Source organism: Amycolatopsis thermoflava N1165 (genome assembly GCF_000473265.1).
Lineage (GTDB): Bacteria > Actinomycetota > Actinomycetes > Mycobacteriales > Pseudonocardiaceae > Amycolatopsis_E > Amycolatopsis_E thermoflava.
Genome location: NZ_KI421511.1, coordinates 7,389,136 through 7,402,430 on the forward strand (window position 1 = coordinate 7,389,136; position 13,295 = coordinate 7,402,430).

At 71.4% G+C, this 13,295-nt stretch carries 10 protein-coding genes; 7 read left to right on the forward strand and 3 right to left on the reverse strand.

All coding sequences use genetic code 11. From position 1 onward, the window contains the following. Window position 1 precedes the first annotated feature (1 nt). From AMYTH_RS0136705 to AMYTH_RS0136715, 3 genes are read left to right on the forward strand one after another with little or no spacing between them, the layout of a single operon-like run. On the forward strand, window positions 2-952 hold the full coding sequence (locus AMYTH_RS0136705) for a class I SAM-dependent methyltransferase (RefSeq protein WP_017984452.1): 951 nt from the start codon (window positions 2-4) through the stop codon (window positions 950-952). Then, the gene (locus AMYTH_RS0136710) at window positions 953-2,098 is read left to right on the forward strand and encodes a class I SAM-dependent methyltransferase (RefSeq protein ID WP_027934396.1); all 1,146 of its coding nucleotides are present in this window, start codon (window positions 953-955) and stop codon (window positions 2,096-2,098) included. A 50-nt stretch (window positions 2,099-2,148) separates the two neighbouring features. Then, window positions 2,149-2,889, forward strand: a complete 741-nt coding sequence (locus AMYTH_RS0136715) for an HAD family acid phosphatase (protein WP_027934397.1) — start codon at window positions 2,149-2,151, stop codon at window positions 2,887-2,889. Here the strand turns inward: AMYTH_RS0136715 and AMYTH_RS0136720 are convergent. Together AMYTH_RS0136720 and AMYTH_RS0136725 are read right to left on the reverse strand one after the other, a co-directional pair. Continuing rightward, a complete protein-coding gene (locus AMYTH_RS0136720) occupies window positions 2,877-4,097 on the reverse strand; it encodes a threonine synthase (protein ID WP_027934398.1) in 1,221 nt (406 codons plus the stop codon). The genes AMYTH_RS0136715 and AMYTH_RS0136720 overlap by 13 nt on opposite strands. Before the next feature lie 10 nt (window positions 4,098-4,107). After that, window positions 4,108-5,505: a serine/threonine-protein kinase gene (locus tag AMYTH_RS0136725; RefSeq protein WP_027934399.1), complete on the reverse strand. Its 1,398-nt coding sequence runs from the start codon at window positions 5,503-5,505 to the stop codon at window positions 4,108-4,110. A gap of 882 nt (window positions 5,506-6,387) precedes the next feature. Between AMYTH_RS0136725 and AMYTH_RS47310 the strand changes: the two genes are divergently transcribed. Beyond that, window positions 6,388-8,262, forward strand: a complete 1,875-nt coding sequence (locus tag AMYTH_RS47310; protein WP_051362926.1) for a DivIVA domain-containing protein — start codon at window positions 6,388-6,390, stop codon at window positions 8,260-8,262. 1,087 nt (window positions 8,263-9,349) lie between these two features. Here AMYTH_RS47310 and AMYTH_RS0136740 read toward each other — a convergent pair. After that, window positions 9,350-9,958, reverse strand: coding sequence for a hypothetical protein (locus tag AMYTH_RS0136740; protein ID WP_027934400.1), 609 nt, complete (start codon window positions 9,956-9,958; stop codon window positions 9,350-9,352). Between the two features lie 110 nt (window positions 9,959-10,068). On the opposite strand from AMYTH_RS0136740, the gene AMYTH_RS0136745 reads away from it, so the two are divergent. The 3 genes from AMYTH_RS0136745 to AMYTH_RS0136755 all read left to right on the forward strand — a co-directional run bounded on the left by AMYTH_RS0136745 (window position 10,069) and on the right by AMYTH_RS0136755 (window position 13,235). After that, window positions 10,069-10,506, forward strand: a complete 438-nt coding sequence (locus tag AMYTH_RS0136745) for an Hsp20/alpha crystallin family protein (protein WP_027934401.1) — start codon at window positions 10,069-10,071, stop codon at window positions 10,504-10,506. A gap of 96 nt (window positions 10,507-10,602) precedes the next feature. Then, complete coding sequence (locus AMYTH_RS0136750; RefSeq protein WP_027934402.1) at window positions 10,603-11,967, forward strand: FAD-binding oxidoreductase; 1,365 nt, start codon at window positions 10,603-10,605, stop codon at window positions 11,965-11,967. A gap of 5 nt (window positions 11,968-11,972) precedes the next feature. Further along, a complete protein-coding gene (locus AMYTH_RS0136755) occupies window positions 11,973-13,235 on the forward strand; it encodes an aminotransferase family protein (protein ID WP_027934403.1) in 1,263 nt (420 codons plus the stop codon). Window positions 13,236-13,295 lie beyond the last annotated feature (60 nt).

Below are 13,295 nucleotides of genomic sequence, written 5' to 3' on the forward strand. Positions count from 1 at the left end.
CGTGACCGACCCCGCCCCGAACCCGCACGCGACCGAGGAAGAGGTCAAGGCGGCGTATTCGGACCCCAAGCTGGCCAACATCCTCTACCACGACTGGGAGGCAGGCACCTACGACGAGAAGTGGTCGATCTCGTACGACGAGCGCTGCATCTCCTACGCCACCGACGTGTTCAACGCCGTGGCGGGCGAGGAGGGCCAGCCCTATCCGACCGCGATGGAGCTGGGCAGCGGCACCGGGTTCTTCCTGCTCAACCTGATGCAGGGCGGGGTGATCAAGAAGGGTTCGGTCACCGACCTCTCGCCGGGCATGGTGCAGGTCGCGCTGCGCAACGCCGAGAACCTGGGCCTGGACGTGGACGGCCGGGTGGCCGACGCGGAGCGCATCCCGTACCCGGACAACAGCTTCGACCTGGTGGTCGGGCACGCGGTGCTGCACCACATCCCGGACGTGCCGGGCGCGCTGCGCGAGGTGCTGCGGGTGCTCAAGCCGGGCGGCCGGTTCGTCTTCGCCGGTGAGCCGACGAAGATCGGCAACTTCTACGCGCGCAAGCTCGGCCAGCTGACCTGGTGGCTGACCACCAACGTCACCAAGGTCCCGGCGCTGAGCGGCTGGCGGCGCCCGCAGGAGGAGCTGGACGAGTCCTCGCGCGCGGCGGCGCTGGAGGCCGTGGTCGACATCCACACGTTCGACCCGTCCGAGCTGGAGCGCATGGCCCTGGGCGCGGGCGCGGTCGACGTCCGTGCGGTCACCGAGGAGTTCAGCGCGGCGCTGGCCGGCTGGCCGATCCGCACGTTCGAGGCGGCGGTGCCGCAGGAGAAGCTCACGGTGCGGTGGCGGATGTTCGCCTACCACCTGTGGCTGAGGCTGTCCGCGCTGGACAAGAAGGTGCTGTCCAAGGTGCTGCCGCGCGAGCTGTTCTACAACGTGATGATCACCGGTATCAAGCCGTAAGTGCCCTACGCGTTCACCCTCGACGACGTCGCCTTCCTCCGCTCGGAGGAAGGCGCGCGTGCGCTGGCCCAGGTCGGCGAGCTGCCGTTGACCGACCGGATCGCGGACGTGGCGGCCGCGCGGAAGGTGGCCGGTGAGCGGTTCGCCGCGGTGCTGGAGACCGTGCTGCTGCGACGCAAGGGCAAGCTCGACCCGTCCTGGCTCTACACCGGCGACGCGCTGCAGCAGGCCAGCGTGCCGCCGGTGGCGCGGCACCGCGCGGAGCGGCTGGCCGGCCGCGACGTGCACGACGTGACCTGTTCGATCGGCGCCGACCTCGCCGAGCTGGCCCGGGTCGCGCGCCGGTGCCTCGGCTCCGACCTGGACCCGGTCCGGCTGGCGATGGCACGGCACAACTGCCCCGGCGTTGCGGTGGTCCAGGCCGACGCGTTGCGGCCGGTCAGCCGGGACGCGGTGGTCGTGGCTGATCCGGCCCGCCGTGACTCGGCGGGCCGCCGGACCTGGCGTCCGTCCGATTTCGCGCCGCCGCTTGACCAGCTCGCCGAGGTCTACGCGGGCCGCGACCTCGCGGTGAAGTGCGCCCCCGGCCTGGACCCGGCGGCCGCGCCGTGGGCGGCGGAGATCGAGCTGGTGTCGCTCGACGGCCAGGTCCGGGAGGCCTGCGTGTGGAGCGCCGGCCTGGCCACCGCTTCGCGGCGAGCGACCGTGCTGCGCTCGCACGGTACACAGTGGACGATCACCGACCGGGACCCGTCGGACGTCGGCGCCGCCGGGCCGGGCGAGTGGATCGTGGACCCGGACGGCGCGGTCGTGCGGGCGGGCCTGGTCAAGCACTACGCGGCCCGGCACGGGCTGTGGCAGCTCGACGAGCGGATCGCCTACCTGACCGGTGACGTGCCACCGCCCGGCGTGCGCGCCTTCCGCGTCCTGGAGCACGGCCACTACCAGGAGAAATCGCTGCGTTCGTTGCTGCGGGCCCGCGGCGTCGGGAGGCTGGAGATCCTCGTCCGCGGCCTCGACGTCGACCCGGACGCGCTGCGCAAGCGGCTCAAGCTCGCGGGCGACCAGGAGGCCAGCGTGGTGCTCACGCGGATCGGCCGCGCACCCCACTTCTTCCTCTGTCGCGCGGAGCGGATCCCGGGGTAGGTTCTCGGGTCGTCGACCGTTGACGAGGAGGCCCCGTGTTGCGTGAGAAAATGTCCGGTTTGGCCAAATTGGCCGCCGCTGCCGCGATCGGCGCCACCGTCGCCGGGGGCGCCACGGCCGTCGCCACCTCGGGCGGCAGCCACGAGCCGGACAACCTCGGCCAGGTCAAGCTCGACGTCAAGGCCTACTACGGCGACCAGGTGGACGCGGACGGCAAGCACCACGAGTCCGACCGCAGCCAGTGGGCCGCCGACGTCCGCCGCCAGGTCGAGGGAGCCGAGCACTACCTCGCGATCCGCCTCCAGCAGGGCGTGCGCAACCCGGCGATCGTGCTGGACATCGACGACACCTCCGAGGTCACCTACGGCTGGGAAGCCGACAACGACTTCGGCTTCGACCCGGTCAAGCAGGAGAAGGCCATCAACGACGGCGCCTTCCCGGCGATCAAGCCGACCCTGGAACTGGCGAACTGGGCCGCGCAGCACGGCGTGGACGTCTACTTCCTGACCGGCCGCAAGGAGCACCAGGGCCCGGCGTCGCTGAAGAACCTGGCGAACGAGGGCTACCCGGCGCCCGCGGCGGCGTTCTTCAAGCCGGAGACCACCGCGCCGGACTACCTGCCGTGCGGCCTGACCTGCGACACCGTGCAGTACAAGTCCGGCACGCGGGCGCACATCGAAGCCACCGGCGCGACGATCGTGCTCAACCTCGGCGACCAGTACAGCGACCTCGAAGGCGGCCACGCGGAGCGGCCGGTCAAGCTGCCGAACCCGATGTACTACCTGCCCTGACGCGGGATCGCGCCGTCCTTGGCCAGCACCGGCGCGGACACCTCGACCGTCTCCGGGTACTTGACGCCCGCGCCGGTGTTGAGGACGACGACCTCGTCGTCCGCGGAGAGCCAGCCCGATCCGCGGAGTTTGCGGACCGCGGCGAAGCACGCGGCGCCCTCGGGGCAGACGAACGTGCCCTCGGCGCGCGCGAGGTTGCCCTGCTCGGCCAGCAGTTCCTCGTCGGTGACGGCGATCGCGGTGCCCCCGGTGGAGTAGACGGCGTCCAGCACGAGGAAGTCGCCCAGCGCCTTGGGCACCGTGATCCCGAAGGCGATCGTGTGCGCGCCGACGGCCGGTTCGGACTCGCGGGCGCCGCGCTCGAACGCGTCCACGATCGGCGCGCACCCGGTGGCCTGGACCGCGACCAGCCGCGGCAGCTTGCCGTCCGGGATCCAGCCCAGCTCGCGCATCTCCAGCAGCGCCTTGTGGATGCCGATGATGCCGACCCCGCCGCCGGTCGGGTACACGATCACGTCCGGCACGCGCCAGCCGAGCTGCTCTGCGATCTCGTACCCCATCGTCTTCTTGCCCTCGATGCGGTACGGCTCCTTGAGCGTCGAGACGTCCTGGTAGCCGCCGCGCTCGGCGACGGCGTCGCGGATGAGCTTCCCGGCGTCCGAGATCAGGCCGTCGACCAGGTACAGCTCGGCGCCGCTGACCTGGCACTCCGCCCTGGTGATGGCCGGTGCGCCGACCGGCATCGCGATCAGGCTGCGCAGGCCGGCGCGCGCCGCGTAGAGGGCCCAGGCCGCGCCGGCGTTGCCGTTGGTGGGCATCGCGATCCCGGTGACGCCCAGCTCGGCGGCTTTCGACACCCCCACCGCCGCGCCGCGCGCCTTGAACGAGCCGGTCGGGACCAGGCCCTCGTCCTTCATCAGCAGGCCGGGCACGCCGACCTGCTCGCCGTAAGTGGGCAGAGGCAGCAGCGGCGTCATGCCCTCGCCGAGGGTGACCACGTTCGCGGCCGACCGGACCGGCAGGACCTCGTGGTAGCGCCACAGGGTCGGCTCGCGGTCGGCGATCTCGTCCCTGGTCACCGTGGTGGCGGCCAAGTCGTAGCGGGCGAGCAGCGGCGAGCCGCAGGTGCAGAGGCCCTGCACGCGGTCGGCGTCGTGGGTCAGGTGGCAGCGGGGGCAGTCCAGGTGGGAGAGCGCGGAGTAGGCCACGCCTCCCGTTCTACCTGACCAGGGTGTCGGTGTTGATCAGCCACTTGCCGTCGCGCTGGATCATGCCCAGGTGGTGCCGCTCGCGGAAGTGCGAGCCGCCCTTCACGAAGTCGACCGTGACCTCGACGGTGTTGGCGTCGACCTGGCGCGGCCCGCTGACGATGCTCACCGAGCTGATGGTGGACCACCAGCCGACGTAGCTGGACTTGCCCTGTGCCTGCAGCACGGGGCCGAGCCGCTCCCAGCCGGCGTCGGTGTTGCCCGGCATCATCGCGTAGTAGTCGCTGACCGCCTGCACCGCCGAGGCGGTGGCCGGGGTCGGGCTGCTGGTCGCCGTCTTGGTCACGGTGGTGACGCTGGTCGACGGCGGCGCCGGGCTGCTCGTCGCGGAGGTGGGGGAGGGCGGGGCCGAGGCCTGGTCGGCGGGCGCGTCGTTGTCCCCGGTGGAGGCGGGCAGCAGGATGACGAGCGTGACGACCAGGGCGGCGACGACGGCGAGCGCGGCGCCGGCGTAGGCGAATCTTCGCCGCGACGGTCTCCGCGGCGGCACCGGGTCGACCTTGGTCGTGGCCGTCATCATCGCGAGCTTGCCCAGTTCAGCGGCCAGTTCGGCCATCGTGGGGCGGGCCTTGGGGTCGACGTCGAGCATCCGGGTGAGCACGCCGGTGAGCGGCCCGGCGTGTTCCGGCGGGGCGACGCGGCCGGCGGCGGCCGCGTAGAGCAGCGCCATCTGGTTGTCGGTGTCGCCGTAGGGCATGCGGCCCTCGACGGCGGCGTAGAGCGTGGCGCCGAGGGAGTAGACGTCGGACTCCGGGCCAGGCGTCTCCCCGCGCGCGGCCTCGGGGGAGAGGAACGCGGGGGTACCCGCGAAGCGGCCGCTGCCGGTCAGGGTGCCGTCGTCGGCGGCCTTGGAGATGCCGAAGTCGGTGATCTTCGCGATGCCGTCCTCGCCGAGCAGGATGTTGCCGGGCTTGACGTCGCGGTGCACGATGCCGGCCGCGTGCGCCGCGGCCAGCGCGGACGCCGCGTGCGCGCCGATGCGGGCGACCTCGCCGGGCGGGAGGCTGCCGCGCTCGGCGAGCACCTCGGCCAGGCTGTGCGAGGGCAGGTACTCCATCACCAGCACGGGCTTGCCGTCGTCGTCGGCCACGTCGAACACGGTGATGGCGTGCGGGTGCTGGAGGCGGGCGGCGAGACGGGCCTCGCGGAAGGAACGCTTGCGGGCCTGCTCGGCCTCTTCCGGAGTGAGCCGCGGCGGTAGCAGAAGTTGTTTCACCGCAACGGTCCGGTCGAGTAGCTGATCGTTCGCCTCCCAGACGACGCCCATCGCGCCCCCGCCGATGTGACGCTGCAGCCGGTACCGGCCGGCGATCACGCGCGGGTTGTCCTGCCCCTCGGTCTCCGTCACCCGGCAAGGCTACGGTGTCGGCTCCCCGCGCCGCGCGGCAAACACCTCGAAACGGTCCAGGCCGCCGGCGTGGGGCGGTTTCGAACTACCCGAACCCGCTGGCCCGGACCAATCCACACCGCTCCGACCTGCATCGATACCCACCGGCTCGCCCCACGCCCACACGGTCGTCGACCGCGAAGCCGGTGACGTGCCGGGAACCCGGGAACCCGGGAACCCGGCCAACCGCCCGGCATCCGCCCATCACGCCCGGCCGCCACGCCCAATCCCCCCGGCCACCCCAACCGCGCGGCCATCACGCTCAACCGCCCGCCTTCACCCCCATCCCCCGGCCATCACACCCGACCGCGCGGCCATCACGTCCGGCCGGCCGCCCATCAGGTCCGGCCGCCCGGCCATCACGCCCGGTCGCCCGGCCATTTCGCCCAACCTCCGGCCATCACGCCAACCCCCGGCGTCCCGCGCTGTTCCGGTGCCGGCAGCTCGTTGGCGTGTCGCCGCCGGCGCGTGGTGGCGGCCCGGTCGTCGTTTCGCGCCCGTTTTTGACTCGACCGGGACTTGAAGGTTCATAGCTTTTTCCGGAACCCGCCATCGCGCACGGTGATCACGGGCGCGAACGCGAAGCATCCGAACGTCGGCCCCCGCACTACGTGCAGGTGAATCGGCTGCAGATGCCGTTGCCCCGCAGGCGTTCCGCCGGTGCGGTCGTGCCGCCATCCGGGTTGCGGAGGCGGACCCGAAGGCGAATGCGAGGACGTCACACCGGAAATTCGAAACGCGCGGCCCCAGCGGGTGGACGCGGGGCGCGGATGAGAGGATGCTGGGCAGTGGCAGGCTTTCAGCAGCTTTGTCCATTCAGGACAGTCTCTTCGGGAGGTGCGGATGACGGCCGTGGACGCTCGCGAGGACCTGGTGCCACTGCGGACCGATTTCGACCGCTCGTGGCGTGGCTATGACGCTCGTCAGGTGCAGGCGTACGTCCGCGCCGTGGAGACCGACCTGCGGATGGTGATCGCCGACCGGGACGCGGCCGCCGCTGCGGTCGAGCGGCTAGCCGCACAGATGGAGGACCTGCGCACGGAGAACGACGCTCTGCGCGAGAAGATCGACCGGATCAGCCGGACGCCCATCGAGGCGGAGGGGCTGACCGAGCGGTTGCTGCGGATGGTGGAGCTGGCCGAGGACGAGGCCGCGGAGGTCACCGAGCGGGCGCGGCTGGCGGCCGAACGGAGCTGGGCGGCGGCCGAACAGGCGGCCGGCCGACTGCGCGAGCGGCACGAACGCCTGGTCGCCGAGCTGGACTTCCGGCGCCGGGAGATGGCCGAGGAGCAGGCTGAGCTGATGCGCCGCACCGAGGCCGAGGTCGATTTGATGACCCGCCAGGCCGCGCAGAGCAGGCGTAAGCTGGACGAACAGGCGGCCCGCCGCCGAGCCGAAATCGAGCGGGACTTCGAAGAGGCGATGTCCGTCCGGCGAGCCACGTCGATGCGAGCGATGGCCGAGCGCGAAGCCGAGGCCACCGCAAAGGCCGACGAGCTGGTCAAGAACGCCCAGTCCAAGGCCGACGAGCTGCTACGCGCCGCCCGAGAAGAGGCCGAGTCCACGCTGACCTCGGCCCGCACGGAGGCCGAGTCGACGTTGACGTCCGCCCGCGCCGAGGCGGACCACCTGCTGACCTCGGCCCGCGAGGAGGCGAACGAAACGCTGACGTCCGCGCGCGCCGAAGCCGAGTCCACGCTGACGTCCGCCCGCACGGAGGCCGAGTCGACGTTGACGTCCGCCCGCGCCGAGGCGGACCACCTGCTGACCTCGGCCCGCGACGAGGCGAACGAAACCCTCACCTCCGCTCGCGCCGAAGCCGAGGAAACCCTGACCTCCGCCCGCACGGAAGCGGACGAAACGCTTGCGTCCGCCCGCGCCGTGGCCGAAACCACGGTGACCTCGGCCCGCGCCGAAGCCGACAGCCTGGTCGCATCCGCCCGCGCCCAAGCAGATGACCTGCTCTCCTCGGCCCGCGCCGAAGCCGAGGAGACGGTGACCTCGGCCCGCGCGGAAGCCGACCAGACCCTGGCCGCAGCGCGCGCCGAAGCCGAATCCCTCCAGGCGAAAGCCACCAAGCAGGAGGCCGACGCCCAGGCCAGGGCCGACGAGCTGGTCACCACCGCCACCGCCCAGGCGGAGAAGCTCACCGCCGACGCTCAAGCCAAAGCCGAAACGCTCGTCGCCGACGCCACCGCACAGGCCGACGCGAAGCTCGCCGACGCGACCTCCCGCGCCGACGCCCTCCTGGCCGACGCGACCAAGCGCGCGGACGCGATGGTCGCGGAGGCCACCGACCGGGCGAGCGCGATGATCGCCTCGGCGACCGCCCGCGCCGAGGACAAGGTCACCAGGGCCAGCACGCAAGCCGAGAAACTGCTGGCCGAAGCCACAGCCGAAGCGCGCCGCCGCACCGACGAGGCCGCCGCCAAGGTCGCCGAGCTGGACAAGATCCGCGTGGACATGACCGACCGCCTCCGCGCGATCAACACCCTCCTGGCCGAGGCGACCCCCCTCCTGTCCGAGACAGCCACAGCCAAGCCCCCGACGCCGACCGACGCGTCGCCGGCAACCCCTGTCACCAGCGCAGAGCCCCTCGACCAGCCCACGTCGGCCCAAGCCTCCAACGGCAAGCCCCCGTCGGTCCCGCGCGTCGAGATCGCCGTCCCGGAGCAGATCTCGGCCACGGAAAAAGCCCCGCTCGAAGTGACTCCCTGAGGCCCGCCACCCGGGTCGGCTCGCACAGACGGCGGGGCCGGCCCCAACACGACAACCTGCCGCCACCCGCCCAGCAGCGCTCACAGCAGGTGCCTAGCCGCACCTGGAGGTTGCCCTCCGATTGGGCCTGCCCCTACCAAGGCGCCGTAGGACGAGGCTGCCCTCCGATTGGGCCACCTGCCAAAGCGCCGTAGGACGAGGTCGCCCCCGATTGGACCCCTACCAAAGCGCTGCAGGACGAGGTCGCCTCCAATGAGGCCCCTGGAATGCGCTGCAGGGCGAGGTCCCCTCCCCGCCGACCCCGAACTCGCCGCAGGACGATGCCGACCGGACAACGTCGGCAACCTGGCCGCGCACCCAGTTGCGGCTGGTGACAGCCGCGCCTTCAGCTTCGCAACCGGCTCACCGCAACGCGCCGCATGGGCTGCGACCGTCCACCAACCTCGGCGAACGCTTGGCCAAGACAGGCGGAAAGCCGCGCTTCCGGCTCGCGCAGCAGCCAGCTCGGCACACTTGGCTGCCCCAGGCAGAGCGTTCGCCGCACGCCCGACGCCACCCCCGGACCGGCCCTCGGCTGAAGCCGAGGCAAGTCGAGCCCGGAGGCCGCGGATCGGCTGATCTCACCAACGCGACCCACTGGCACGCCACCTCGAGCCCGAGGCCCGACGCGGCGGAGCTGCGTCGGCCAGACAACCTCCAGCGATCCCAGGCAGACGAATCTCCCACCAGTGACCGCGCGGGCAGACGGACCTCTCCAGCGACCCTGCGCGGCCAGATGGACCTCCCTCCAATGGTCCCGCGCGGGCAACACGCCCGCTCTCCAATGACCCCCCGCAGGGGCAGACGGACCTCCCGCCCACCCGCGCAACGGTCACTCGCCGCTGGTGGAACGCGCCCCGAGGCGCTCCGGTCAGCTGCCGCGATGGCCCCAGACGCGGCCATCGCGACGAGGTCCCGGCACGGCAGCCACGCAACGGCACCCGCGCAGCCCGTCGCCGCAGTTTGGGCGAATCATGATCGACGCTGATCAAGCACTGCCGCGGAACCCATCGCAGCCCTCGTGCTCCCTGCTCGTGGCGGTACAGCGTCAGGAGCTGCTGCCCGCTCGGGACGACTGCCTCCTTTCCTGGGTCTCCCGGCGGACCCGGTCCATGTGGTCGCGGACGAGCGAGACCTCGACCGCCAGCTGGGGGTAGGTCTGGTCGAGGTGCTGGATCACCCCGCTCAGCGGTGTCAGCAGCGCTGCCGCGTCGTCTTCGGCCAGTGCTCGCCGCACCTTTCCCACGCCCGGCACGCCCTTCAGCGCGCTGATCTGCCCGGCCAGTCGGCGCAGCGAGGCCGAGTTCTCGCGCGCCCACTGCATGACCGCCTTCTCCTCGGCGCGGCGGTCTCGCGTCTTCTGCACCCGTTCGTCAGCCGTGTGGTCGCTGCCCACGGCATCCCGGAGCCGAAGGTAGCGACGCTCGGCCGCCTGCCTGCTGGCGACGCCGAGCGCGGGAGCCAGCTCCGCCCAGCTGACGCCCGCTTCGCGCGCGGCTTCGATGAGCTGCGGCTCCCAGACCGTCAGCGTGTCCCGTAGCGCCCGCAGCACCTCGAGTGCGGCGAGCACCCTCCTCGGGTCGTAGTCGGCGGTGGCTTCGCCGAGCACTCCCTCTACCAGTTCCAGCGCGTCGTGCAAGTTGTCGTAGGGCGGCACAACGTCATCATGCCGATGACGCGGGCACTTGTCAACGGAACGACGACGCGCTATAACTGTGGTGTGCGACGTCAACGTCCCAGGTGAACGAGACCGAAGGAGGTGGCGAGATGTTGATGCGCACCGATCCCTTCCGCGAACTCGACCGCCTGACCCAGCAGGTGTTCGGCCAGGGGTCGGGAACGTGGTCGCGCCCCGCCGTGATGCCGATGGACGCCTATCGCGCGGGCGACGAGTTCGTGGTCGTGTTCGACCTGCCCGGCGTGAACCCGGACGCGATCGAGCTGGACGTCGAACGCAACGTGCTGACCGTGAAGGCGGAGCGTCGTCCGTCCGCGGCCGGCGACAACGTCGAGATGCAGGTGGCCGAGCGGCCGCTCGGCGTGTTCTCCCGGCAGCTCTTCCTGGGCGACACGCTCGACACCGACCACATCAAGGCGAACTACGAGAGTGGCGTGCTGACGCTGAGGATCCCGGTGGCCGAGGCCGCCAAGCCGCGCAAGATCGCTATCGAGAGTGGTGAGAGCCGCAAGGAGATCACCGCCTGAGACCACTCCAGAGGGGGGTGATGCCCGGATGTCCGCGGGCGAGCGCCCGGGCATCACCCGGTTCTCTCGCCTACCTTCGCCCGATACGGTGAGTTCGTGGGACTCATCGCCGAGCTGGAAGCCGATTTCGTCACGACCGACCCGGACGTACTTGCGGGTTACCGTTTCGACCAAGCCGGGTTCGGCACGGCCGGCGTGCCGATGGCGCTGGCACGGCCGATCGAGACCAAAGATGTCGTAAGAATCCTGCGTGTCGCTTCCCGGCACCGGATCCCTGTCGTCCCGCAGGGTGCCCGGACGGGACTGTCAGGTGGAGCGAACGCTGTGGACGGGGCGATCCTGCTCTCCCTGGAGCGGATGACCCGCATCCTGGACATCGACGAAATCAACCACACGGCGACCGTGCAGCCGGGGGTCGTGAACGCGGTCCTGTCCCGAGCGGTCGAGGACAAGGGCCTGTTCTACCCGCCCGACCCCGGCTCGTGGGAGTCGTCGACGATCGGTGGCAACGTCGCCACCAACGCCGGTGGGCTGTGCTGCGTGAAGTACGGCGTCACCAGTGACTTCGTTCGGGAACTCGAAGTGGTGCTCGCCGACGGGCGGGTGCTGCGGACGGGCCGCCGCACCGCCAAGGGTGTCGCCGGGTACGACCTGGTGCGGCTGTTCACCGGCTCGGAGGGAACGCTCGGCGTGATCACCGAGGTCACGGTGGCGCTGCGGCCGGTCGCGGAGGCGCCGTTGACGGCGGTCGCGTTCTTCGCGGCGCCCCCCGCGGCGTGCCGGACGGTCACGGAGTACCTGAGCACCGGGCAGCGTCCGTCGGTGCTCGAGCTGATGGACAAGCCGACGATCGACGCGGTCGCGGCGTACCGGGACCTGGGTTTCCCGGACGACGTCGAGGCCGTGCTGATCGCCCAGTCCGATCGGGGGCCGGCGGCGCCGCACGACCTCGAGGCGTTCGCGAAGGTCGCGCGGTCCTGCGGGGCGACCGAAGTGCTGGTGGCGAGCGACCGCGCCGAGGCGGACATGCTCATCGCGGCACGGCGGCTGGCCGGGGTCGCGATGGAGCAGCTCGGTGATCGGCTGGTGGACGACGTGTGCGTGCCCCGCTCGCGGCTGGCGGAGTTCTTCGAGGGGGTGACAGCCATTTCCCGCGAGCACGACGTGCTGATCCCGACGTGCGGGCACGCGGGGGACGGCAACATGCACCCGAACGTGGTCTTCGACGCCGCAGACCCGGACTCGGTGCGGCGCGGGCAAGCCGCGTTCGACGCGATCATGGCGCTCGGTCTCCGGCTGGGCGGCACGATCACCGGCGAGCACGGCGTGGGCATGCTGAAACGGGACTGGTTGGAGACGGAACTGGGAGAGGTGGGCGTGTCCGTCCACCAAGCGGTCAAACAGGCCTTCGACCCGCTGGGAATTCTCAACCCCGGCAAGGTCGTCCGCCCGCTACCGTGAGGGACATGGACACAGCACTGTGGCATCCGTTCTCGGACATGGCGGTCGTCCGGGAAGACGAGTTCGTCCTCGAGCGCGGCGAGGACGTGTGGGTCTACGACGCGGCAGGCAACCGTTACCTGGACGCCACGGCCAGCCTTTGGTACGCCAACGTGGGCCACGGCCGGGCGGAGATCGCTGACGCCGCTGCTGAGCAGATGCGCAAGCTCGCCGGCTACTCGATCTTCGGCGACTTCACCAACGAACCGGCCCGTGCGCTCGCGGGGCGGCTCGCCGGGCTCGCGCCGATGCCGGATGCCAAGGTCTTCCTCACCGCGGGCGGTGGGGAGGCGATCGACAGTGCCGTCAAGATCGCGCGCCGCTACCACGTGGTGCAGGGGCAGCCCGAACGGGTGCACGTCATCAGCCGGACGAACTCCTACCACGGAACCAACGGCATCGGCACCGGCGTGGCCGGCATCGAAGCCAACCGAACCGGGTTCGGCGAGATCCTGCCGTCCTCGTCGCGCGTCGCCTACGACTCGGTCGACGCGCTGCGTGACGAGATCCGGCGGGTGGGACCGGAGCGCGTCGCGGCGTTCCTGTTCGAGCCGGTCATCGGCGCGGGTGGTGTGCTCGCGCCGCCGGAGGGTTACGTGCAGGGGGTGGTCGACGTGTGCCGGGAGTACGGCGTCCTGGTCATCGCCGACGCGGTGATCTGCGGTTTCGGCCGGCTCGGCACGTGGTTCGGGGTCGAGCGGTGGGGTGTGGAGCCCGACCTGATCACCTTCGCCAAGGGGGTGACCAGCGGATACCTGCCGCTGGGCGGGGTCGTCGTGCACGGGCGCGTCGCCGAGCCGTTCTGGGCCCGATCGGGCACGACCCTGCGGCACGGCGCCACCTACTCCGGCCATCCAGCCTGCTGCGCCGCGGCCCTGGCGAACATCGACATCCTCGAGCGGGACAACCTGTTGCAGCGGGGACAGCTGCTCGAAGGTGAGCTCGCCGCCGCGCTGCAGCCGCTGGCCGCGCACCCCCTCGTCCGCGAGGTTCGGGCAGGGGTGGGGCTGCTCGCTGCTGTCGAACTGCAGCCCGACCTGTTCGAGCGTCTGCCGTCGGCTGTGGCCGACCTCAGCCTGCTCATCCGTCAGCGGGGTGTGCTGACTCGGACGCTGGCCAAGGCGCTTGCCGTCTCGCCGCCGTTGACCATCCAGCGGCCGGAGATCAACGAGATCGCGCAGGCGTTCGCCGCGGGACTCGACGAACTGGCACTGAAGGCCGGGAGCTGACCCAGCGGGACCGGCGCGCGTGATCCCGGTGGCGGGATCGGCGCAGGGTGATTCTGGGGT